Origin of the sequence: Acidovorax soli (assembly GCF_014207955.1) — a bacterium.
GTDB classification, from domain to species: Bacteria; Pseudomonadota; Gammaproteobacteria; order Burkholderiales; family Burkholderiaceae_C; genus Acidovorax; species Acidovorax soli_A.
In genome coordinates, this window is sequence record NZ_JACHLK010000003.1 from 143,514 (window position 1) to 165,045 (window position 21,532).

General features: G+C 66.6%; 19 protein-coding genes and 1 tRNA gene. 9 read left to right on the forward strand and 11 right to left on the reverse strand.

Features of this window, described 5'->3' with window-relative positions; all coding sequences use genetic code 11:
* Window positions 1-2 precede the first annotated feature (2 nt).
* The 3 genes from HNP48_RS09430 to HNP48_RS09440 all read left to right on the forward strand — a co-directional run bounded on the left by HNP48_RS09430 (window position 3) and on the right by HNP48_RS09440 (window position 3,755).
* The gene (locus HNP48_RS09430) at window positions 3-878 is read left to right on the forward strand and encodes a GntR family transcriptional regulator (protein ID WP_184856663.1); all 876 of its coding nucleotides are present in this window, start codon (window positions 3-5) and stop codon (window positions 876-878) included.
* A gap of 96 nt (window positions 879-974) precedes the next feature.
* On the forward strand, window positions 975-2,300 hold the full coding sequence (locus HNP48_RS09435) for an aspartate aminotransferase family protein (RefSeq protein ID WP_184856664.1): 1,326 nt from the start codon (window positions 975-977) through the stop codon (window positions 2,298-2,300).
* Window positions 2,301-2,309: 9 nt separating this feature from the next.
* Window positions 2,310-3,755: an aldehyde dehydrogenase family protein gene (locus HNP48_RS09440; RefSeq protein ID WP_184856665.1), complete on the forward strand. Its 1,446-nt coding sequence runs from the start codon at window positions 2,310-2,312 to the stop codon at window positions 3,753-3,755.
* 15 nt (window positions 3,756-3,770) lie between these two features.
* On the opposite strand, the gene HNP48_RS09445 is transcribed toward HNP48_RS09440, so the two are convergent.
* The 4 genes from HNP48_RS09445 to HNP48_RS09460 all read right to left on the reverse strand — a co-directional run bounded on the left by HNP48_RS09445 (window position 3,771) and on the right by HNP48_RS09460 (window position 10,881).
* A complete protein-coding gene (locus HNP48_RS09445) occupies window positions 3,771-5,363 on the reverse strand; it encodes a SpoVR family protein (protein WP_409362547.1) in 1,593 nt (530 codons plus the stop codon).
* A gap of 38 nt (window positions 5,364-5,401) precedes the next feature.
* Window positions 5,402-6,673: a YeaH/YhbH family protein gene (locus HNP48_RS09450; RefSeq protein ID WP_184856667.1), complete on the reverse strand. Its 1,272-nt coding sequence runs from the start codon at window positions 6,671-6,673 to the stop codon at window positions 5,402-5,404.
* An 82-nt stretch (window positions 6,674-6,755) separates the two neighbouring features.
* A complete protein-coding gene (locus HNP48_RS09455; RefSeq protein WP_184856668.1) occupies window positions 6,756-8,678 on the reverse strand; it encodes a PrkA family serine protein kinase in 1,923 nt (640 codons plus the stop codon).
* Window positions 8,679-9,024: 346 nt separating this feature from the next.
* Window positions 9,025-10,881 (reverse strand): M48 family metallopeptidase, encoded by a 1,857-nt coding sequence (locus HNP48_RS09460; RefSeq protein WP_184856669.1) that lies wholly within the window; start codon window positions 10,879-10,881, stop codon window positions 9,025-9,027.
* Between the two features lie 288 nt (window positions 10,882-11,169).
* Here HNP48_RS09460 and HNP48_RS09465 point away from each other — a divergent pair, with 288 nt between their 5' ends.
* Window positions 11,170-14,067: a valine--tRNA ligase gene (locus tag HNP48_RS09465; protein ID WP_184856670.1), complete on the forward strand. Its 2,898-nt coding sequence runs from the start codon at window positions 11,170-11,172 to the stop codon at window positions 14,065-14,067.
* 89 nt (window positions 14,068-14,156) lie between these two features.
* Entirely contained in the window at window positions 14,157-15,044 is an 888-nt protein-coding gene (galU, locus tag HNP48_RS09470) for a UTP--glucose-1-phosphate uridylyltransferase GalU (RefSeq protein WP_184856671.1), read from the forward strand.
* A gap of 104 nt (window positions 15,045-15,148) precedes the next feature.
* On the opposite strand, the gene HNP48_RS09475 is transcribed toward galU, so the two are convergent.
* From HNP48_RS09475 to cysM, 3 genes are all read right to left on the reverse strand, one after another.
* Window positions 15,149-15,388: a sulfurtransferase TusA family protein gene (locus HNP48_RS09475; protein WP_184856672.1), complete on the reverse strand. Its 240-nt coding sequence runs from the start codon at window positions 15,386-15,388 to the stop codon at window positions 15,149-15,151.
* 5 nt (window positions 15,389-15,393) lie between these two features.
* Window positions 15,394-15,960, reverse strand: a complete 567-nt coding sequence (locus tag HNP48_RS09480) for an NUDIX domain-containing protein (protein WP_184856673.1) — start codon at window positions 15,958-15,960, stop codon at window positions 15,394-15,396.
* Between the two features lie 90 nt (window positions 15,961-16,050).
* Window positions 16,051-16,953, reverse strand: coding sequence for a cysteine synthase CysM (gene cysM / locus HNP48_RS09485; protein WP_184856674.1), 903 nt, complete (start codon window positions 16,951-16,953; stop codon window positions 16,051-16,053).
* A gap of 41 nt (window positions 16,954-16,994) precedes the next feature.
* On the opposite strand from cysM, the gene HNP48_RS09490 reads away from it, so the two are divergent.
* From HNP48_RS09490 to HNP48_RS09500, 3 genes are all read left to right on the forward strand, one after another.
* Window positions 16,995-17,079, forward strand: a tRNA-Leu gene (locus HNP48_RS09490).
* 315 nt (window positions 17,080-17,394) lie between these two features.
* The gene (locus HNP48_RS09495) at window positions 17,395-17,658 is read left to right on the forward strand and encodes a hypothetical protein (protein WP_184856675.1); all 264 of its coding nucleotides are present in this window, start codon (window positions 17,395-17,397) and stop codon (window positions 17,656-17,658) included.
* A gap of 232 nt (window positions 17,659-17,890) precedes the next feature.
* Window positions 17,891-18,115: a hypothetical protein gene (locus HNP48_RS09500; protein WP_184856676.1), complete on the forward strand. Its 225-nt coding sequence runs from the start codon at window positions 17,891-17,893 to the stop codon at window positions 18,113-18,115.
* A 16-nt stretch (window positions 18,116-18,131) separates the two neighbouring features.
* Here HNP48_RS09500 and HNP48_RS09505 read toward each other — a convergent pair whose 3' ends face one another.
* Window positions 18,132-18,803 (reverse strand): GntR family transcriptional regulator, encoded by a 672-nt coding sequence (locus HNP48_RS09505; protein WP_184856677.1) that lies wholly within the window; start codon window positions 18,801-18,803, stop codon window positions 18,132-18,134.
* A 171-nt stretch (window positions 18,804-18,974) separates the two neighbouring features.
* On the opposite strand from HNP48_RS09505, the gene pcaC reads away from it, so the two are divergent.
* Window positions 18,975-19,373, forward strand: a complete 399-nt coding sequence (gene pcaC / locus HNP48_RS09510; RefSeq protein WP_184856678.1) for a 4-carboxymuconolactone decarboxylase — start codon at window positions 18,975-18,977, stop codon at window positions 19,371-19,373.
* Between the two features lie 233 nt (window positions 19,374-19,606).
* Here pcaC and HNP48_RS09515 read toward each other — a convergent pair whose 3' ends face one another.
* From HNP48_RS09515 to HNP48_RS09525, 3 genes are all read right to left on the reverse strand, one after another.
* Entirely contained in the window at window positions 19,607-19,816 is a 210-nt protein-coding gene (locus tag HNP48_RS09515; RefSeq protein ID WP_184856679.1) for a hypothetical protein, read from the reverse strand.
* A 124-nt stretch (window positions 19,817-19,940) separates the two neighbouring features.
* Window positions 19,941-20,174, reverse strand: coding sequence for a hypothetical protein (locus tag HNP48_RS09520; protein ID WP_184856680.1), 234 nt, complete (start codon window positions 20,172-20,174; stop codon window positions 19,941-19,943).
* 223 nt (window positions 20,175-20,397) lie between these two features.
* The gene (locus tag HNP48_RS09525; RefSeq protein WP_184856681.1) at window positions 20,398-21,324 is read right to left on the reverse strand and encodes a LysR family transcriptional regulator; all 927 of its coding nucleotides are present in this window, start codon (window positions 21,322-21,324) and stop codon (window positions 20,398-20,400) included.
* Between the last annotated feature and the right edge of the window lie 208 nt (window positions 21,325-21,532).

Here is a 21,532-nt window from a genome sequence, read left to right on the forward strand (position 1 = left end):
CCATGGCTTCTACATCCTTGCACCTGGAGCTGGCAGACCGCATCAGCCGCCTCATCCACGAAGACGGCCTGGCGGCAGGCGCTCGGCTCAACGAAAACCAGCTGGCCGAGCGGCTGGGCGTCTCGCGCACCCCCGTGCGTGCCGCGCTCGACCACCTCGCGCAGCAGGGCTTTGCCGAGCGCAAGCCGCACCGCGGGGTGGAGCTGCTGCGCCTGCCGCCCCTGCCCTCGGCCGCCCGCGAGGCGCCCGACGACAGCGACCAGCTGCTGCGGCGCATCGCCTACGACCGCCAGCACGGCAACCTGGGCGAGTACGTGTCCGAAAAGGAACTCATGGAGGCCTACGACCTGGGCCGCCCCGCCATCCGCAACGCACTGGAGCGTCTGGCCGACCTGGGCGCCATTGAGCCCAAGCTGGGCTATGGCTGGCGCTTTGCCACCGGCGCCTGGAATGCGGGCGTGCGCCATGAAAGCTACCGCTACCGCATGGTGATCGAGCCCGCGGCCATCCGCGAGCCCGGCTTTGCCCTGCCGCCCGCCTGGGCCCAGGACATGCGCGAGCAGCACGAGGAGTTCCTGCGCACGCTGACCGAGGACTCGTCGAGCATCGCCTTCTTCGAGATGAACGCGGCCTTCCACGAAGGGGTGGCGGCCGCCTCGGGCAACCGCTTCTTCCACATGGACATCCAGCGCCAGAACCGCCTGCGCCGCCTGTCCAACTACGACTGGAAGTACGGCCGCGAGCGCATGGAAGTGAACTGCCGCGAGCACCTGGAGATGCTGGACCGCATGCAGGCGGGCGACCAGGAACTGGCCGCGCTGCTGATGCTGCGCCACCTCGACGTGGCCAGCCGCTTAAGACCACCGGCCAAGACCTGACGGCGGGAGCCATCGCTTTCGCGGCCGCGTGGTTATTTGATTTTTGTTTAAACAAAAAACATAATGATGGGAATTGCAGCCCTCACCGAAAGCCCCATGACCTCTGCCGCCCTCTCCAGCGCCCCCAACGACACCGCCTTCTGGCTCCCCTTCACCGCCCAGCGCCAGTTCCAGCAGCAGCCCATGCTGTTCACCGCAGCGCAGGGCATGCACTACACCACCGAGGACGGCCGCCAGGTGCTGGACGCCATGGCCGGCCTGTGGTGCTGCAATGCCGGCCATGGCCAGCCGCGCATCACCGAGGCGATCCGCGAGGCCGCGGGGCGCCTGGATTTCGTCTCTTCGTTCAAGATGAGCCACCCGGCGGCGTTCACGCTGGCCCAGCGCATCGCAGCCCTGGCGCCCGAGGGCATGGACCATGTGTTCTTCACCAACTCGGGCTCCGAGGCGGTGGACACGGCCCTCAAGATCGCCCGCGCCTACCACCAGGCCCGCGGCGACGCGCGCCGCACCCTCTTGGTGGGCCGCGCCAAGGGCTACCACGGCATGGGCTTTGGTGGCCTGTCGGTGGCGGGCCTGGGGCGGCACAAGCGCGACTTCGGCCCGCTGCTGCCCGACACCACCCACCTGCCCCTGCCCTACGATGCCGACGCCCGCTTCTCGCACGGCCAGCCCGCCACGGGCGCGCACTACGCCAATGCGCTGGAGCAGCTGTTCGTGGTGCACGACCCGGCCACCATCGCGGCCGTGATCGTCGAACCCGTGACCGGCTCGGGCGGCGTGTACCCACCGCCCGTGGGCTACCTGCAGCGCCTGCGCGAGCTGTGCACGCAGCACGGCATCCTGTTGATCTTCGACGAGGTGATCACCGGCTTTTCGCGCGTGGGTGCGCCGTTCGCGGCCCAGGCCTTCGGCGTCACGCCGGACCTGATGTCCTGCGCCAAGGGCATGACCAACGGCGCCGTGCCCATGGGCGGCGTGATCGTCGGCAACACCGTGTATGACGCTTTCATGCAGGGCTCGGCCAACGTGATCGAGCTGTTCCACGGCTACACCTACTCGGCCCACCCGCTGGCCTGCGCCGCCGGCCTGGCCACGCTGGACGTGCACGAGGAACTGGGCCTGGCCGCGCGCGTGCAGGCCATCGCCCCAGTGTGGGAGGCCGCGCTGCATGCACTGCGCGATGCACCCCACGTGGTGGACGTGCGCAACGTCGGCCTCTTGGGCGCCGTGGACCTGGCGCCGCGCCCGGGTGCCGCTGGCGCGCGTGCCCAGGCCGTGCACACCGCCTGCTTCGAGGCCGGCGTGCTGGTGCGCAACTCGGGCGACACGCTGGTGCTCTCACCCCCGCTGGTGATCAGCGAAGCGCAGATCGGCGAGATGGCGCACAGCATCCGCACGGCCCTGCAGCACATCGCCTGAGCCCGCGCCATGCAGGAACACCTCAATTTCTACATCGATGGCGCCTGGGTGCCCGCCCAGGGCACGCGCACGCAGGACGTGATCGACCCGTTCACCGAGCAGCCCGTGGCACGCATCGCCCTGGGCGATGCGCGCGACCTGGACCGGGCCGTGGCCGCCGCGCGGCGGGCCTTCCCCGCGTGGGCCGCGCAAAGCCGGGAGCAGCGCCTGGCCGTGCTGCAGGCCGTGATCGCCGCCTATGAAGCGCGCATGGACGCCATCGCCATGGCGGTCTCGCTGGAGATGGGCGCCCCGCTCACGCTGGCGCGCCAGGCCCATGCCGTGGCCGGCCTGTCGCACCTCAAGCAGGCGGCCCAGGTGCTGGCCGGCTACGCCTTCGACGAGGTGCTCAACCGCACGCGCATCACGCGCGAGCCGATTGGCGTGTGCGGCCTGATCACGCCCTGGAACTGGCCCCTGAACCAGATCGCCTGCAAGGTGGGGCCGGCCCTGGCCGCGGGCTGCACCGTGGTGCTCAAGCCCAGCGAGACGGCGCCGCTGTCGGCCCTGCTGTTCGCCCAGGTGCTGCACGAAGCGGGCGTGCCGCCGGGGGTGTTCAACCTGGTCAACGGCGACGGGCCGGGCGTGGGCGCGGCCATGGCGGCGCATGCGGACATCGACATGCTGTCCTTCACCGGCTCCACCAGGGCCGGCGTGGCCGTGGCCAAGGCGGCGGCCGACACGGTCAAGCGCGTCGCGCAGGAGCTGGGCGGCAAGTCGCCCCACCTCCTCATCGACGGCGTGGACCTGGCGTCCGCCGTGCGCCAGGCGGCGCTGCAGTGCTTTCGCAACAGCGGCCAGTCGTGCAACGCACCCACGCGCCTCTTGGTGCCCGCACACCTGCACGCTGCCGCCACAGCCATCGCGGTGGAGGCAGCGCAGTCGCTGCGCCCGGGCGACCCGCGCGACGCCGCCACCACGCTCGGGCCGGTGGCCAATGCCGTGCAGTACGCCAAGGTGCGCGAGTGCATCGCCACCGGCCTGCGCGAGGGCGCACAGCTCGCCACTGGTGGCCTGGAGCGGCCCGAGGGCCTGGCCCAGGGCTACTTCGTGCAGCCCACGGTCTTTGCCCACGTGAGCAACACCATGGCGGTTGCGCGCGAGGAGATCTTCGGGCCCGTGCTCTGCATCCTGCCCTATGGCAGCGAGGAAGAGGCCATCGCCATGGCCAACGACACGGTCTACGGCCTGTCGGCCTATGTGAGCGCGCCCGACCTGGCCCATGCGCGGCGCATCGCACGGCGGCTGCGCGCCGGCATGGTGCACCTCAATGGCGCACGGGCCGACCATGCGGCGCCATTCGGTGGCTACCGCCAGTCGGGCAACGGGCGCGAATGGGGGCGCATGGGTTTCGAGGAATTCCTCGAGGCCAAATCCATGTTCGGCTACGAGGAAGAGCAGCAGCAGGCCGCCTGAAGCGGCCTGCTGTCATCATTCCGTGGGCGCGGGCACCGAGTGCAGCAGCACCGGGTGGTTGCCGTAGGCGTCCACACTTTCGATCTGCACGCCAAAGCCCCACAGGCGCGCCACGTGGCGCAGCACCTCCTGCGTGTCCTCGCCCAACGGCCGGCCCTTGTACTGGGTGTGGCGCAGGGTCAGGCTGCGGTCGCCGCGCAGGTTCACGTTCCAGACCTGGATGTTGGGCTCGCGCGTGCCCAGGTCGTACTGCTGCGACAGGATCTGGCGCAGGCTGCGGTAACCGTTCTCGTCGTGGATCTCGCTGACAACCAGCTCGCTCAGGGCCGGGTCGTCGTGCAGGGCGAACAGGCGCATCTCGCGCATCAGGTGCGGGCTCAGGTACTGGCCGATGAAACTCTCGTCCTTGAAGTTGCGCATGGCATGGTCGAGCGTGGGCAGCCAGGGCGCGCCCGCGATGTCGGGGAACCAGCGCTTGTCTTCGGGCGTGGGGTTCTGGCAGATGCGCTGGATGTCGCGGTACATGGCAAACCCCAGCGCATAGGGGTTGATGCCGCTGTAGGCGCGGTGCCCCACCGGGGGCTGGAAGATCACATTGGTGTGCGAGCCCAGCCACTCGACCATCACCCCGTCGCTCAGGTAGCCCTCGTCGTAGAGCGTGCTCAGCAGGGTGTAGTGCCAGAAGGTGGCCCAGCCCTCGTTCATCACCTGGCTCTGGCGCTGGGGGTAGAAATACTGCGCGATCTTGCGCACGATGCGCACCACCTCGCGCTGCCAGGGCTCCAGCAGCGGGGCGTTCTTCTCGATGAAGTACAGGATGTTCTCCTGCGGCTCCCTGGGAAAGCGGTTGTTCTCCAGCGCCGCCCCCTCCTTGCCGGGGCGCGTGGGCAGGGTGCGCCACAGCTCATTGACCTGTTGCTGGGCGTAGGACTCGCGCTGCTCGCGTTCCTGGCGCTCGCGCGCCAGGTTCTTCTTGGAGGGGCGCCGGTAGCGGTCCACCCCGAAATTGGCCAGCGCATGGCAGGAGTCCATGAGCCGCTCCACCTCGTCGAAGCCGTAGCGCTCCTCGCACTGGGCCACGTAGTCCTTGGCATAGACCAGGTAGTCGATGATGGACGAGGCATCCGTCCACATGCGGAACAGGTAGTTGCCCTTGAAGAAGCTGTTGTGCCCATAGGCCGCATGGGCGATCACCAGCGCCTGCATGGCGGTGGTGTTCTCCTCCATCAGGTAGCTGATGCAGGGGTTGGAGTTGATCACGATCTCGTAGGCCAGGCCCATGTGGCCGCGCCGGTAGCGCCGCTCGGTGGCCAGAAATTCCTTGCCGTAGCTCCAGTGGCGGTAGTTCACGGGCATGCCCACACTGGAGTAGGCATCCATCATCTGCTCGGCGGTGATGACTTCGAGCTGGTTGGGGTAGGTATCCAGGCCGAAGCGCTCGGCCGTGGCCGCTATCGCGGCGTGGTAGCGCTCGATCAGGTCGAAAGTCCAGTCGCTCGGGTCAGGCAGCGGCTCGGCGGGCCGCGCCCCGGCAGGCAGCGGCTGCTCGGGCACGGTGCGGTGGCGGCGCTCGCCGACGATGGCGGTCTTCCAGGGGTTGTCGCGCATGCGGCGCTCCAGCACCGGGTATTGGGCCATGGGGTTGTTCATACCTGCACCCCCTCCTTCTTGAAGAGGTCGCGGAACACGGGGTAGATATCCCCCGGCTCGGACACCTTGCGCATCGCGAAATGGGGGTACAGCGGCACCAGCTGGCTGTATTCCTCCCACAGGTTCTGCTCTTCCTGGGCCACCTGCACATAGGCGAAATGGCGTGCCAGCGGCAGGATGCGGTCCACCAGCAGGTTGCGGCAGTTGCCGCTGTCATTGGTGAAGTTGTCGCCATCGCTGGCCTGGGCCACGTAGATGTTCCAGTCGCCCGCGGGGTAGCGCGCGCGGATGATCTGGTCGAGCAGCACCAGCGCGCTGCTGACCACCGTACCGCCGCTCTCGGTGGAGTGGAAGAACTGCTCCTCGTTCACCTCGGCCGCCTGGGTGTGGTGGCGGATGAAGACGATGTCGATCTTCTCGTAGTGCCGCGTGAGGAACAGGTACAGCAGGATGAAGAAGCGCTTGGCCAGGTCCTTGCGCGCCTGGTCCATGGAGCCCGAGACGTCCATCACGCAGAACATCACGGCCTGGCTGTTGGGCACGGGCACCTGCACCCGGGCGCGAAAGCGCAGGTCGATGGGGTCCAGGTAGGGAATGCGGCCGGTGCGCGCCTGCAGTTCGTCGATGCGCAGCCGCAGCACGGCGGCCTCTTCGCTGGCGCCATCGCCGCGCTGCACCAGGGCCTCGAGCTGCACCTGCAGCGCCGCCAGCTCCCGGTGCGCCGACTGCCCCAGCGCAATGCGCCGCCCCAGCGCGCCGCGCATGGTGCGCAGCACCGCCAGGTTGTTGGGAATGCCGTTCTGGCTGTAGCCGGCGCGGCGCGGCTTGTACTTGGGGGTCTCGCCGATGTGCGTGCGCAGCAGGTTGGGCAGCGCCAGGTCCTCGAAGAAGAGCTGCATGAACTCTTCCTTGGTCAGCGTGAAGGTGAAGTCGTCCTCGCCCTCGCCGCTGTCACTGGCCTGCGAGCCGCCACCGCCCCCACCGCCGCCCTGGGGCCGCTGGATGCGGTCGCCGCGCACATGGTCGGCATTGCCCGGGTGCACCCGGTCATGGATGCCGCCGCGCCCATGGTGGAACACGGGCTCGCCGATGTCCTTCCTGGGGATGGTGATGTTCTCGGCCTGCTCGATGTTGCGGATGTCGCGCTGCGACACCGCACGGCGCACGCCCTCGGCGATCTGCTCCTTGAAGCGCCGCACAAAGCGTTCGCGGTTGCCGACCGATTTGTTCTTGCCGGCGAGCCTGCGGTCGATGATTTGCAATGCCATCCCTTGCCCCCATGCGTGGGCCAGCGCCCCCGGTGGGATGCCCTGGCCAAACCTTCAAGCGCGTCCCTTGCCGCTGCGCTGCCTAGCTGCTCTTGCGCACACGCAGGTACCACTCGCACAGCAGGCGCACCTGCTTGGGCGTGTAGCCCTTCTCCACCATGCGGGTGACAAAGTCCTCGTGCTTGCGCGCCTCCTCGGCGCTGCCCTTGGCATTGAAGCTGATCACGGGCAGCAGCTCCTCGGTGTTGGAGAACATCTTCTTCTCGATCACCAGGCGCAGCTTCTCGTAGCTGGTCCAGCTCGGGTTGTTGCCCTGGTTGTTGGCACGCGCGCGCAGCACGAAGTTGACGATCTCGTTGCGGAAATCCTTGGGGTTGGCAATGCCCGCGGGTTTCTCGATCTTCTCGAGCTCGGCATTGAGCGCGCTGCGGTCGAACACCTCGCCGGTGTCGGTGTCGCGGTACTCGTTGTCCTGGATCCAGTAGTCGGCGTAGGTGACGTAGCGGTCGAAGATGTTCTGCCCGTACTCGCTGTAGCTCTCAAGATACGCGGTCTGGATCTCCTTGCCGATGAACTCGGCATAGCGCGGCGACAGGAACTCCTTGATATAGCTGGTGTACTTGGTCTCCAGCTCGGCCGGGAACTGCTCGCGCTCGATCTGCTGCTCCAGCACATACATCAGGTGCACGGGGTTGGCCGCCACCTCGGCACTGTCGAAGTTGAACACCTTGGACAGGATCTTGAAGGCAAAGCGCGTGGAGATGCCGGTCATGCCCTCGTCCACACCGGCATAGTCACGGTACTCCTGGTAGCTCTTGGCACGCGGGTCGGTGTCCTTGAGGCTCTCGCCGTCATAGACCTGCATCTTGCTGAAGATGCTGGAATTCTCGGGCTCCTTCAGGCGCGTGAGGATGGCGAACTGCGACATCATCTTGAGCGTGCCCGGCGCGCACACCGCGTTGCCCAGCGAGGACTCACGGATCAGCTTGTCGTAGATGCGGATCTCCTCGCTCACGCGCAGGCAGTAGGGCACCTTGACGATGTAGATGCGGTCGAGGAAGGCCTCGTTGTTCTTGTTGTTGCGAAACGCCTTCCATTCGCTCTCGTTGCTGTGGGCCAGCACCACGCCGTCGAAGGGAATGGCGCCAAAGCCTTCCGTGCCCTTGTAGTTGCCCTCCTGCGTGGCCGTGAGCAGCGGGTGCAGCACCTTGATGGGCGCCTTGAACATTTCCACGAATTCGAGCAGACCCTGGTTGGCCAGGCACAGGCCGCCGCTGTAGCTGTAGGCGTCGGTGTCGTCCTGGGCAAAGGTCTCGAGCTTGCGGATGTCGACCTTGCCCACCAGGCTCGATATGTCCTGGTTGTTCTCGTCGCCCGGCTCGGTCTTGGCGATGCCCACCTGCTTGAGGATGCTGGGGTAGCGCTTGACCACCTTGAACTGGCGGATGTCGCCGCCATACTCCTCCAGCCGCTTGACCGCCCAGGGCGAGAGCACGCGCTGCAGGTAGCGCCGCGGAATGCCGAACTGCTCCTCGAGCACCGCGCCGTCCTCCACCGCGTCGAACAGGCCGAGCGGCGACTCGTTCACCGGCGAACCCTTGAGCGCATAGAAGGGCACCTTCTGCATCAGGTATTTCAGGCGTTCGGCGATGGAGCTCTTGCCACCGCCCACGGGCCCGAGCAGGTAGAGGATCTGCTTGCGCTCTTCCAGGCCCTGCGCGGCATGGCGGAAGAAGCTCACCACCTGCTCGATGGCATCTTCCATGCCATAGAACTCGGCAAACGCCGGGTAGCGTTTGATCACCTTGTTGGCGAAGATGCGCGACAGGCGCGGGTCGTTGCGCGTGTCCACCATCTCGGGGTCGCCGATGGCGGCCAGCATGCGCTGGGCGGCCGTCGCATAGACCATGGGATCGCGCTTGCATTCGGCGAGGTATTCGTCGATCGACATTTCCTCTTCGCGGCTACGGGCGTAACGCGAGGCGAAACTGCTGATGGCATCCATACGTCCTCCTGTGGTGGCACCCTCCGCATGGGCGCCACGGTTTGCAGTGGGAATCGCTACCGGTTCAGCCCTGTTGTAGCACCACCGCCTGTCTTTGAACAGGGAATTCGTGTAGGCGCGCAACGCTTTTCCACGCGACCTGCACACGCTCCGGTAGAGCGTGGCACACTGCGGAAAGTTCGCTGGCAATTACAAATTGAGGAGCAGGACGCCCAGCAGGCACCTGCCACGGCGCGCGCAGCTGCTGTTTCGGGCTGCGCCGGGATGGGCTTTTCGCACGCCGGGCCGAGCCCCCTGGCGGGGCCGGTTCGGGGGCCTGGCGCCCCCGGGAAATCCCCCGTGCCCGTCAGCCTTCGTTCTGGTGCGCGCGCATGATCTGGTGGCGCTGCCAGTAGTGGCCCACGGTGGCGTTGAAGTCGTCCTTTTCCTTCTTGAGGCCCGCCAGCTTGATCTTGCTGGTCTTGGCCCCCAGGCCCAGGGCATTTTTCTCGGGATGGGTCACGACGAGCGCATTGCCGAAACTGCTTTCCTTGAATTCCAGTGCCTTGATGGCGTCCCAGAACACCGTGGTGCCATCGGCCGAGGTGCTGATGCCCTCGATGCTCACCGTCACCGTGTCGCTGCCTTTCAGGGCGAACTGCACGGGTGGAAAGTACTGCAGCACCAGCGCGCGCTCCTCGTCGGTGGCCGGCTCGTAGCGGTAGGCCAGGCTGCGCTCGTGGTCGGCGGCAAAGGCCTCTTCGTAGGCGCCCCACATGCGCTGCTCGATGGCATCGGCCGTGAGGATCTGCTGCACCCAGGTGGCGGCCGGCGGGCGCACGACGATGGCGCCATAGGCGCTCTCGGGCAGGTTCACGCCCACGGCGCGCATGCGCTCGGTCATGGCCGGGTGCGAGTCGAAGGGGTGCGGCACATTGGCCGTCTTCATCTCGGCCAGGAAATCGGCCGACGCAGCATAGGGCGGCAGGCCCTGCGCCACATAGCCCGCGATGCCCAGCGCGGCCGACTCGTGCCGGCGGTTCTGGCCGAAGAGCTCGTGCTCGATCTTGGCGCGGTACTGCGCATAGGCCGCGATCTTCACCAGCGAGCGCGCAATCGCGTCGGGCGAGATCAGCTTGGCGGCGATGCGGTCGGCCTTGAACTCGCGCTCGCGGCTCTCGCGTGCCAGGGCGACCTCGAAGATCATGCGGTAGAGGTCGAGCAGCGGCGAGACCACGGCCGACAGGCCGCCCGTGCGCATGGCATGGCGGTAGTGGTCGTACTGGCTGATCTTGGGGCCCAGCAAGGCGCTGCTCTTGGTGTCGCCGCCGCGCAGGTGGGCCAGCTCATGGCCGAAGACGGCGTCGGCCTCGGACTGGTCCAGCAGGCGCAGCAGCGGAATGCTCACGAACAGGGTGCGCCCGGTGAGCGTCTTGCCGCCCACGGTGAGCGGCGCCTCGGTCACGAAGAAGTTGGCATCGATGCCGGCCACGATGTGCCGGGGCGGCTCGGTCTTGAGGCGCTCGGCCATGTGGCGGATGCGCTTCCACAGGAGCGGTGCATCGGCCTCGGCCACGAGCTCGCCGTCCACGCCATTGTTCAGCCGCACGCGCGTGAAGATGCTCTTGATGGCCATGAACACGCCGATGGCCACGGCGATGCCCACGAAGATGATGAGCTTGGGCGAGTATTTGTGGAAGAAGAAGGCTGTGAGCCAGAACGACAGCCACACCGCCAGCGCGCCCTGCACGATCAGCGAGGCGGCACTGGACCAGGTGGTCAGGTGCCAGCCGGTGACGAAGCTGGTGTACTGCATCTTGCGGTCCACGAAGGCCAGGGCACCCAGGCCCAGCACCGAGGCCAGCAGCAGCACGCCGGCGACCAGGGTCCAGGCCGAGGCCTTGCGCACCAGGTTGAACTGCCACAGCTCGCCGTACTGCTCGCACACGGCCTCGCGGTATTCCTGCACCTCGGGCGAGGGGTTGGTGCAGACCCTGGAGGGCGGGTTGGCGCGGTAGAAATCCTTGCGCGCCTGCTTCTCGGCCGCGGGCATGCCCTTTTCGGCGTCGATGCGCTGGCTCACCCGGGCGACGAACTGGGTGTCCTCATCGCGCTGGGCATAGCCGGTGAACAGGAAGGCGGCCAGCGGAATCAGGAACAGCGAGAGCAGCGAATAGGCGAAGACCTTGGCCAGGCCCAGGCGCAGGGCGGATGGAATGTTCATACGAAGGCGGACAGACGGTTGGAATGTTTTTTGATCTGGCGAGCACAAAGGGGCCCAGGCACGCCCGCAGCGCACCCTTCCTCACCCCTTTGCGCCGGATTATCGGAAAACACCCGCTCTGCGCCAGCCCGTACAAGGTAACAATTGGATAAGTGGCGGCCGTGCCTGTCCGAATGGCACCGCGCCCACGCGCCGCACCGGGGCACCTGCGTCGCATAAAATGGTGGGTTCCACCCTCTCGACAGCAGAGGCGCCCCGCCAGGGCCGCCTCTCCACCCTGCCCCACCCATGAGCACGCCCCTGCAACAACCCGGCCTCGACAGCCTGTCCAAATCGTTTGAACCCGCCGCCCTGGAAGCCCAATGGGGCCCCGAATGGGAACGCCGAGGCTACGGTGTAGCAGGCTTTCGCGGCACCGGCGTGGCACAGGCGGGCGAGCCGGCCTTCTCCATCCAGCTGCCACCGCCCAATGTGACGGGCACGCTGCACATGGGCCATGCGTTCAACCAGACGATCATGGACAGCCTGACGCGCTACCACCGCATGCGCGGCCACAACACGGCCTGGATCCCCGGCACCGACCACGCCGGCATCGCCACGCAGATCGTGGTGGAGCGCCAGCTGCAGGAGCAGGGCATCAGCCGCCACGACATGGGCCCCACGCCGCCCGAGGCGCGCAAGAACTTCGTTGCCAAGGTCTGGGAGTGGAAGGAAAAGAGCGGCAACACCATCACCACGCAGATGCGCCGCATGGGCGACAGCGTGGACTGGAGCCGCGAGTACTTCACCATGGACGACAAGCTCTCCAAGGTGGTGACCGACACCTTCGTCAAGCTCTACCAGCAGGGCCTGATCTACCGCGGCAAGCGCCTGGTGAACTGGGACCCCAAGCTGCAGTCCGCCGTGTCCGACCTCGAAGTCGAAAGCGAAGAAAAAGACGGCTCGCTCTGGCACATCGCCTACCCGCTGGCCGATGGCTCGGGCAGCCTCACCGTGGCCACCACCCGCCCCGAGACCATGCTGGGCGACGTGGCGCTGATGGTGCACCCCGAGGATGCGCGCTACACCCACCTGATCGGCAAGAACGTGGTGCTGCCCCTGGTGGGCCGCGAGATCCCCATCATCGCCGACGACTATGTGGACAAGGAGTTCGGCACCGGCGTGGTCAAGGTCACGCCCGCGCACGACCCCAATGACTATGCCGTGGGCCAGCGCCACCAGTTGCCCATGATCGTGGTGCTCACGCTGCAGGCCACCGTCAACGACAACGCCCCCGAGAAGTACCGCGGCCTGGACCGCTTCGTGGCGCGCAAGGCCATCGTGGCCGACCTGGAAGCCTCGGGCGCCCTGGTGGAGACCAAGAAGCACAAGCTCATGGTGCCCATCTGCACGCGCACCGGCCAGGTGGTCGAGCCCATGCTCACGGACCAATGGTTCGTGGCCATGAGCAAGGTGAGCGAGCAGGACCCCACGGGCAAGAGCATCGCGCAAAAGGCCATCGACGCCGTGGCCAGCGGCGAGGTGCAGTTCGTGCCCGAGAACTGGGTGAACACCTACAACCAGTGGATGAACAACATCCAGGACTGGTGCATCAGCCGCCAGCTGTGGTGGGGCCACCAGATCCCCGCCTGGTACGACGAAGAGGGCAACGTGATCGTGGCCCGCAGCGAAGCCGAAGCCCAGGCCCAGGCTCCGGGCAAGACGCTGCGCCGCGACGAGGACGTGCTCGATACCTGGTACTCCTCGGCCCTGGTGCCCTTCAGCACCATGGGCTGGCCCGAGCAAGGCGACGGCCCGACCGACGACTACAACCTGTACCTGCCCAGCAGCGTGCTGGTGACCGGCTACGACATCATCTTCTTCTGGGTTGCCCGGATGATCATGATGACCACGCACTTCACGGGCCGCGTGCCGTTCAAGCATGTCTACATCCACGGCCTGGTGCGTGACGCGCAGGGCAAGAAGATGAGCAAGTCCGAGGGCAACGTGCTCGACCCGGTGGACCTGATCGACGGCATTGCGCTGGACCCGCTGCTGGACAAGCGCACCACCGGCCTGCGCAAGCCCGAGACTGCGCCCACGGTGCGCAAGAACACGCAGAAGGAATTCCCCGAGGGCATCCCCGCCTACGGCGCCGATGCGCTGCGCTTCACCTTCGCGGCGCTGGCCAGCCTGGGCCGCAGCATCAACTTCGACAGCAAGCGCTGCGAGGGCTACCGCAACTTCTGCAACAAGCTGTGGAACGCCAGCCGCTTCGTGCTGATGAACTGCGAGGGCCAGGACTGCGGCCTCAAGGAGCACACCAAGGAAGAATGCCAGCCCGGCGGCCCGGCCCACGGCTACATGCAATTCAGCCAGGCCGACCGCTGGATCGCCTCGCTGCTGCAGAAGACCGAGGCCGAAGTCGCCAAGGGCTTTGCCGAGTTCCGCCTGGACAACGTGGCCAACACGATCTATGACTTCGTGTGGAACGAGTTCTGCGACTGGTACCTGGAGATCGCCAAGGTGCAGATCCAGACCGGCACCGAGGCCGAGCAGCGCGCCACGCGCCGCACACTGATCCGCACGCTCGAAGCCATCCTGCGCCTGGCCCACCCCATCATCCCCTTCATCACCGAAGCCCTGTGGCAGACGGTGGCGCCTGTGGCCGGCCTGCCCGGCCAGTCGGTCAGCATCGCCCGCTACCCCGAAGCGCAGCCGAGCAAGATCGACGAGGCCGCCATTGCGCACATGGAGCGCATCAAGGGCCTGGTCGACGCCTGCCGCACGCTGCGCGGCGAGATGAACGTCTCGCCCTCGACACGCCTGCCGCTGTACACCGTGGGCGACAGCGACTTCATGCGCGGCGTGGCCCCGGTGCTGCAGGCCCTGGCCAAGCTGAGCGAAGTCAAGGTGTTCGACGACGAGGCCGCCTGGGCCGCCGCCGCACAGGCAGCGCCCGTGGTCGTGGTGGGCGAGGCGCGCATGTGCCTGCACATGGAGATCGACGTGGCCGCCGAAAAGGCCCGCATTGCCAAGGAAGTCGCCCGCCTGGAAGGCGAAGTGGCCAAGGCCAATGCCAAGCTGGGCAACGAGGCCTTCGTGGCCAAGGCGCCACCCGCCGTGATCGAGCAGGAAAAGAAGCGCATTGCCGATTTCACCGCCACGCTCTCGCGTTTGCGCGATCAGCTTACACGCCTGGGCTGAAAACCCCGCGATACTGAGGGCAGATGCGCCCGGCTGCTGCAGGCCGGGCCCTGCCCTTTTTCTCTGTCACCATTCTTGCCAGGAGCCCCATGACCGCTGCATCCGCCATCCGCAAAGCCGTTTTTCCCGTTGCCGGCCTGGGCACGCGCTTTCTGCCGGCCACCAAGGCATCGCCCAAGGAGATGCTGCCGGTGGTGGACAAGCCGCTGATCCAGTACGCCGTGGAAGAGGCCTATGCCGCCGGCATCCGCCACATGATCTTCGTCACGGGCCGCAGCAAGCGCGCCATCGAGGACCATTTCGACACGGCCTACGAGCTGGAGAACGAGCTCGAAGCCGCCGGCAAGGCCGAGCTGCTCAAGCTCGTGCGCTCGGTGCAGCCCGACGACATGGACTGCGCCTTCGTGCGCCAGCCGCGCTCGCTGGGCCTGGGCCATGCCGTGCTGTGCGCCGAGCCCCTGGTGGGCAAGGAGCCGTTTGCCGTGCTGCTGGCCGACGACCTGATGGTTGGCCCCCGCGGCGGCCAGCCCGTGCTGGCGCAGATGGCTGCGGCCTTTCGCCAGCAGGGCCGCTCGGTCATCGCCGTGCAGGAGGTGCCCGAGGACCAGGTGCACAAGTACGGCATCGTGGCCGGTGAGCCCGCCGGTGGCCCGCTGATCCGCATCGACCGCATCGTCGAGAAGCCCAAGGCCGACGTGGCGCCCTCGCGCATGGGTGTGGCGGGCCGCTACATCCTCACGCCCGGCGTGTTTGACGAGATCCGCAACCAGCCGCGCGGCGTGGGCGGCGAGATCCAGCTCACCGACGGCATCGCCCGCCTGATGCAGCACGAGGCCGTCTACGCCTTCCAGTACGAAGGCAAGCGCTACGACTGCGGCAGCAAGGAAGGCTTTCTCGAAGCCACGGTGGAACTGGCCTTGCAGCACCCGCAGGTGGGCGCCCACTTCCGCGAATACCTCAAGGGCCTGAGCCTGTAAGCCTTCTGGCGGCGCACTCCACCAGCAAAAAAGTCCTCCCGCGGTGCGAGCCGCCGGAGGACTTTTTGGCTTTCAGGCAGGCACACCGCCCGCCAGCCGGCCACTCAGCGGCGGCGCAGGACGTGAACGAACTCCTTGGCTTCGTCGGTGCCCGAGCTCGTCTGCTCCACCAACTCGTTGCCGGTCTGCTTGGCAAAGGCCTGGAAGTCGCGCACCGAGCCCACGTCGGTGGCTACCACCTTGAGCAGTTGGCCGCTGGCCAGGTCGGCCAGGGCCTTCTTGGCCTTCAAGATGGGCAGGGGGCAATTCAGGCCGCGCGTGTCGATTTCTTTGTGGATGTCCATGGTCGTCAGTCCTTTGGCGGCAGGTCCAGGCCGCGGCGCCGCTCGGCATTTTCCTCGGCAGTGAAGAACACCGGCTCGTGCCCGCGTGTGCGCAGCCAGTCGGCCAGCGCGTAGCCGGTGCCGGCGGGCCAGCATTTGAGGTCTGCCAGATCGTACATGCGGTAGTCCACCAGCTCGGGCGAGAGCTTCACCTCGCCCTCTGCCACCACATGGTAGGCGATGATGACCTGGTTCATGCGCAGGAATTCGTACGCCCCCACCAGCGTGGTGGCGGTCACGTCGAGATTCGTCTCTTCCTTGACCTCGCGCGCGATGCCTTCCATCGGCGATTCACCGGCTTCCATGAAGCCGGTGATCAGCGCGAACATCTTGGCCGGCCAGGCTGCGTTGCGGGCCAGCAGCACCTGCCCGTTCACCTCCACGATGGCGGCCAGCACCGGCGTGGGGTTGTTCCAGTGCGTCCAGCCGCAGGCCGGGCAGCGCTGGCGCTGCTTGTCGCCGCCATCTTCGGCCACGGTGATCAGGGCCAGCGGCGTGCCGCAGTGGGTGCAGTAACGGGTTTCGTAGTGCATTGTGCTCTTGATTTTATAGCATCAGCCGCCAAGGCCGCGGGGCGGCTGGCGCGGGTGCTTCATCGTAAGGGAAAGGCCGCGCCAACGCTGTCAGGCCGGGAACACCCCGGTGGAGAGGTACCGGTCGCCCCGGTCGCAGACCACGAAAACAATGGTCGCATTGCTCACGCGCTGCGACAGCTGTAGCGCCGCCCAGCAGGCGCCTGCGGCCGAGATGCCGCCGAAGATGCCCTCTTCGCGCGCCAGGCGCCGGGCCATGTCCTCGGCGTCGTCCTGGCTCACGTTCACGGTTTCGTCCACGGCACGCGGGTCGAAGATCTTGGGCAGGTACTCCTGCGGCCACTTGCGGATGCCGGGGATGCGCGAGCCCTCCTGCGGCTGCGCGCCGATGATCTGGATGCCAGCGTTCTTTTCCTTCAAAAAGCGCGACACGCCGGTGATGGTGCCCGTGGTGCCCATGGCGCTCACGAAGTGGGTGATGCGCCCATCGGTCTGCTCCCACAGCTCGGGGCCCGTGGTCTCGTAGTGGATGCGCGGGTTGTCGGCATTGGCGAACTGGTCGAGCACCTTGCCCTCGCCGCGCTTTTGCATGGCCTCGGCCAGGTCGCGCGCATGCTCCATGCCGCCGCTCTTGGGCGTGAGCACCAGGTCGGCGCCAAAGGCCTTCATGGTCTGGGCACGCTCCACCGACAGGTCTTCGGGCATCACCAGCACCATGCGGTAGCCCTTGATCGCCGCCGCCATGGCCAGCGCAATGCCGGTGTTGCCCGAGGTCGCCTCGATCAGCGTGTCCCCAGGGCGGATGTCGCCGCGTTCTTCCGCGCGGCGGATCATGGACAGCGCCGGCCGGTCCTTCACCGAGCCTGCCGGGTTGTTGCCTTCGAGCTTGCCCAGGATCACGTTGCCACGCGCGGCATTGTCGGCCGCCCCAATGCGCTGCAGCGCCACCAGCGGCGTCTTGCCAATCGCGTCTTCAATCGTCGGATATTTCATGCGCCCTACTGTGCCATAATTTGAGTCTTCACGAATTCCCTGCCCGGGTGGTGAAATTGGTAGACGCAGGGGACTCAAAATCCCCCGCCGCAAGGCGTGCCGGTTCGATTCCGGCCCCGGGCACCATAGTTTCTTTGCTATGGTTTTTGACTGAAAAGGCACATCGTTGGCGCAATGCCTTCGGTTGTCGCCTGCTGACGGACGTGATGCTCTGGGTGCTTTGCCCTGCGCCCACCAGGGCCCGTGCGCCATCCCACTCCATTTTTTGGCCATTGATCGCCTGCAGTGGGTGCTGCTGGCGCATGCCCCTCGTCCCATCGCAGCATGCACCTGAGGAAATGCCACAGATACCGAGGCGATCCTCCGAAGCCCCCACGTCCCGGGCCTCCGCCATGAGCGCTCACTGCCTCGGGCAATAATCCGCAGCAGGAGGGAAAACCCATGCACTGGATTGCGGCCATCGCTATGCTCATACCCTTCACCGCATCGGCGTGCCTTGCCCATGCACAGCCGTCCGGCGGGATGGGACTGGCCAACCTGTTGGGCGTGCTGGTGGCGAACTGTGTTGTGGGATGGGCGACCTATCGGATCGCAATGTCTTCGGGCAAGCGCGGGCCAGCGGCGGCCGCGAAGATCACCGCAGTTGCAAGCCTGTTCGGTGGCCCGCTGCTGTGGTTCCTCCTCACGCACACCCAAGCCTCCTGAACACTGAAGCCTGCAGATTGCTTACTCCTGCTGAAAGACCGTCCAACCACAAGATCGGGGAAGGCCATCCGACCCCACTCCCGGCCTTTGCACCCGCCGCAGGGGGCTGCTACAGTCCTGATTGCGACAGACGCCCCGCCCCCTGCAACGCCAGACCAGGGCCCGAGGCGTCCCCCTTCTTGACTTGAATGCTGCTGTGGCGCCGCGAAGCCGGCTACCGGGAGGTCCTTCAATGTTCGAAACAGGCCGATGGAATGTGACCGACCCGACCGGGAAACACGTGGGTGTGGTCGAGGGCGACGAGTACGTGCGCGATGGCGAGCACCTGCTCTACCGCATCGATGGCAATGAGCTCTACTCTGCCGGCCCCGAGGGGCGGCTGTATGGCTTCATCGAGGGTGACTTGGTGATCGCGCCCGCGACCAGTGCGCTGCTGCTGCGCTTCGTCCAGGAATAAATAAGCCAGCGCCCCGCTACGCCTGGTGCTCCATGCTGCGGAGCACGTTTTCCCCCGCCTTCTGCACATGCGCGGCCGACAGCTTGGCCGCGGACTCGCCATCGCCGCGCTCTATAGCCGCCACCATGGCGTTGAGCTCCTGCAGCGTATGGGGCAGCCGCTCGGGCTGGGCCATGGAGATGCGGCGCAGCACAGTCACGCGGTTGTTGAGCTGGCGCAGCATCTGGCCGGCGACCAGGTTGCCGCAGCCGTCGACGAGGATCTCGTAGAACTGGTTTTTCACCTGGAGCAGCCGGGCCCGGTCTTGCGCGAGGGCGGGTTTGGCCAGTTCATTGAGCTTGGCGCGCAGCGCGCGCACCTGCTCGGGCAAGGCGTGTTGGGCAAAGGCCCTGGCGGCCAGGCTTTCGAGGTGGGCGCGCACCTCGTAGATGTCGCGCACCTCCTTGGGCGATATGGTGGTCACCTCGGGGCCGCGGTGCGGGACGATGGTGATGAGCCCTTCGGCCTGCAGGTGCTGCAAGGACTCGCGCACGCAGGAGCGGCTGACCTCCAGGCTTTCGCACAGTTCGCGCTCCGAGAGCTTCTGGCCGGGCGAGAACACCCCGTCCAGGATGGCCTGGCGCAGCGCGCTGGTGGCGCGCTCGCGCAGGGAGGTCTCTTCACGGGGCACACGGAGCATGGCGGTCATGGCTTGATCCTAGCGGATCCCTCCTGCAAACAGATTGTCAGACACGCAGACGAAGCTTGCCATCAACCCTAGGCACGCCATATGATTGTCTGACAATCTTATTGTATTTTCATTACAGCGCTTTACTGCGCTGCTTTTCCATCCAACGTTATCTACCCACCAGGAGCTTCCATGACCCGCGCCCTCGCCCCCAAGAACCCCGCCCTGTTCGACCAGGGCCTGTCCACGCGACGCGAGGTGCTGGGCGCCGAGTATGTGGACGCCGCGGTCCGCAACGCGACCGACTTCAATATCGACATGCAGGAGATGGTGACCCAGTACTGCTGGGGCGATGTGTGGAACCGCCCGGGGCTGGACCGCAAGACGCGCTCCTTCCTGAACCTGGCGATGCTGACGGCGCTGAACCGGCCGCACGAACTCAAGCTGCACGTGCGCGGCGCCATCAACAACGGCCTGACGCGCGACGAGATCAAGGAGGTGTTTTTGCAGACCGCGATCTACTGCGGCGTGCCTGCAGCGATCGACTCCTTCCGCACGGCGGCGGAGGTGTTCAAGGAAATGGATGCATGAGGTGAAGCCCCCCCCGAGGCGCTTCGCGCCTCGGTGCCACCGCCAGAGGCGATGGCTCTTCGGGCACGTCCAAGCCTGCGCAGGCAGGCTTGGAGCCGCGGCCCTCAGCCCCCAGCGCGGCGGGGCGGCCCTTGCGCGGGGGCACTGGCCTAGGGTGCGCCGGTCTCATACGCCGTGGATAACGCGCAGCGCGATGAATAGTTGAACTCGCCCGCCCGGTAGCCGGGCAAAGGTCAGGGTTTGCGGGTGCCTGAGGCGATCTCATCCAGCGCCTGCATGGCCTCTTCGCGGGTGTCCCAGCCATTGTGGGTCACGGGCGTGTTGTGGCCGTCAATCACCAGGCTGCTGCAGTAGAAGCGGCCGGCCTGCTCGCGCAGGGTGGCCGAGTAGGTCGAACCGTCGTGTTCGCCGAACACATTCTCTTCTTGCGGGTCTGATGGCATCGGGCAGCACCTCCTGGTGCTGCCATTGTGCACAAGCCGGCCATGACCGCATGCAGGCGCGCAATACGCACCCCGGCAGCAGGCAGAAAGGAAGCGCCTGGGGGAGCCCCAGGCCATGTCGCCGTCAGTTGTTTTGCCGGCGCACCAGATGGCGGCCGGTGTCGGTGATGGTCACCTGACCGGACGCGTTCTTCGCAATGAGGCCATGCTCGTACAAGCGCCCGGACATGTGCTCCTTCAACGCCGACGTGACGCTGATGTTTTCCATCTCCAGGTGCTTCAGGGTGGCGAGTTCGTCCACCGTGGGCTCGAAATGGGGGGCATGGTAGGTGGCGTTGTAGTTGGCATTCAACAGCATGGCGGCTCCTTGGTGAAATAGTGAAGGTATGAGGTGCCTGCAATTCCTCCAGGGCTGCTGCCTTGGGGGCTTGCACTGGGTATGACACCGCAGCACCGCAGTTGTTCCGTTCCACTTTTCTCTTCGGGCTGTAGGACCAGGCTGCCCGCACTGGTCGACCGCCCCTGCCACCAGCGTAGACCTGTCCGGGTGCGTGCGCAAGCGGGCCCGCCCTGCCAATGCCTCAATGCCCCTGCGCCGCCTCCTGCAGCCACCGGGAAAAGGCCGCCAGCACCGGGGACTGGGTGTGCGCCGGCCTGACGAGGTAGTAGCCGCGCTCGCCCTGCAGCGGCCGGTTGCAGGCCACGACCAGTTCGCCCCGGGCCAGCTCGGCCTCGATGAGCAGGGGCGGGATCAGTGCCACGCCCATGCCGCAGGTGGCGGCCACGGCCAGCATGGAGAACAGCTCGTAGCGCGGGCCATCGAGCGCATGGGGCGCGTCCACGCCCATGGCCTCGAACCACTGGCGCCAACCATAGGGGCGCGTGCTCTGCTGCAGCAGGGGCAGCTCGGTCAGCACCTGGGGGGCCACAGGCTGGTAGGCACGGCCCAGGCCGCGCTGGGCCGCCGCTTCGAGCAGGCGCGGGCTGCACACGGGCACCACGTCTTCGTGCATGAGCAATTGCGCGGTGATGCCGGGCCAGTTGGCCACCTGCTCGGCCGTGCCGGCGTACAGCGCGGCGTCAAACGGCGCATCGGCAAACAGAAAGGGCCGGGTCTGCGTCTCGATGTGGACCACGATGTCGGGGTGCTGCTGCGCCAGCTGCGGCAGGCGCGGAATCAGCCAGCGCGTGGCAAAGGTGGGCACCGCCGCCAGCGACAGCGTGCCGCCCTGGCCCTGGTGGGCCATCACGTCCAGGGTGTCGCGCTCCAGCCCCTGCAGCCAGCGCGCCACCTGGCGGCCGTAGTGGGCGCCAGCCGGGGTGAGCACCACGCCGTGGCGCGTGCGCCGGAACAGGGCCACGCCCAAAAACTCCTCCAGCGCCTGGATCTGGCGCGACACGGCACTTTGCGTGAGCGACAGCTCCTGCGCGGCGCGGGTATAGCTTTCGTGCCGGGCGGCGACTTCGAAACAGGCCAGGGCCTGGGTGGAGGGGATGTTACGGCGCATGCTGAAAAGGAACTTTTAGACACTTCCAAGGCAGTTCTGCACAGTGGATTCCTGGGCATCCAGTATTCCATACATTCCAAAAATGCATTTCTGGATGAAAAGAACTCGCTTGCGGCCAGACCGGTGCAGGCCTACGATGGCTTCCATTCGCAGCACGGCCCCGTACCGTGCCCTCCTCTTTCATCTGCATCTTCACGGAGACACGCAC

Excerpts from the sequence above, each read along its gene's own strand:
- HNP48_RS09430 (WP_184856663.1), top strand. The coding sequence starts at position 3 with ATGGCTTCTACATCCTTGCACCTGGAGCTGGCAGACCGCATCAGCCGC.
- HNP48_RS09435 (WP_184856664.1), top strand. The coding sequence starts at position 975 with ATGACCTCTGCCGCCCTCTCCAGCGCCCCCAACGACACCGCCTTCTGG.
- HNP48_RS09440 (WP_184856665.1), top strand. The coding sequence starts at position 2,310 with ATGCAGGAACACCTCAATTTCTACATCGATGGCGCCTGGGTGCCCGCC.
- HNP48_RS09445 (WP_409362547.1), bottom strand. The coding sequence starts at position 5,363 with ATGCGCGACAACCCCTGGAAGACCGCCATCGTCGGCGAGCGCCGCCAC.
- HNP48_RS09450 (WP_184856667.1), bottom strand. The coding sequence starts at position 6,673 with ATGGCATTGCAAATCATCGACCGCAGGCTCGCCGGCAAGAACAAATCG.
- HNP48_RS09455 (WP_184856668.1), bottom strand. The coding sequence starts at position 8,678 with ATGGATGCCATCAGCAGTTTCGCCTCGCGTTACGCCCGTAGCCGCGAA.
- HNP48_RS09460 (WP_184856669.1), bottom strand. The coding sequence starts at position 10,881 with ATGAACATTCCATCCGCCCTGCGCCTGGGCCTGGCCAAGGTCTTCGCC.
- HNP48_RS09465 (WP_184856670.1), top strand. The coding sequence starts at position 11,170 with ATGAGCACGCCCCTGCAACAACCCGGCCTCGACAGCCTGTCCAAATCG.
- galU (WP_184856671.1), top strand. The coding sequence starts at position 14,157 with ATGACCGCTGCATCCGCCATCCGCAAAGCCGTTTTTCCCGTTGCCGGC.
- HNP48_RS09475 (WP_184856672.1), bottom strand. The coding sequence starts at position 15,388 with ATGGACATCCACAAAGAAATCGACACGCGCGGCCTGAATTGCCCCCTG.
- HNP48_RS09480 (WP_184856673.1), bottom strand. The coding sequence starts at position 15,960 with ATGCACTACGAAACCCGTTACTGCACCCACTGCGGCACGCCGCTGGCC.
- cysM (WP_184856674.1), bottom strand. The coding sequence starts at position 16,953 with ATGAAATATCCGACGATTGAAGACGCGATTGGCAAGACGCCGCTGGTG.
- HNP48_RS09495 (WP_184856675.1), top strand. The coding sequence starts at position 17,395 with ATGCACTGGATTGCGGCCATCGCTATGCTCATACCCTTCACCGCATCG.
- HNP48_RS09500 (WP_184856676.1), top strand. The coding sequence starts at position 17,891 with ATGTTCGAAACAGGCCGATGGAATGTGACCGACCCGACCGGGAAACAC.
- HNP48_RS09505 (WP_184856677.1), bottom strand. The coding sequence starts at position 18,803 with ATGACCGCCATGCTCCGTGTGCCCCGTGAAGAGACCTCCCTGCGCGAG.
- pcaC (WP_184856678.1), top strand. The coding sequence starts at position 18,975 with ATGACCCGCGCCCTCGCCCCCAAGAACCCCGCCCTGTTCGACCAGGGC.
- HNP48_RS09515 (WP_184856679.1), bottom strand. The coding sequence starts at position 19,816 with ATGCCATCAGACCCGCAAGAAGAGAATGTGTTCGGCGAACACGACGGT.
- HNP48_RS09520 (WP_184856680.1), bottom strand. The coding sequence starts at position 20,174 with ATGCTGTTGAATGCCAACTACAACGCCACCTACCATGCCCCCCATTTC.
- HNP48_RS09525 (WP_184856681.1), bottom strand. The coding sequence starts at position 21,324 with ATGCGCCGTAACATCCCCTCCACCCAGGCCCTGGCCTGTTTCGAAGTC.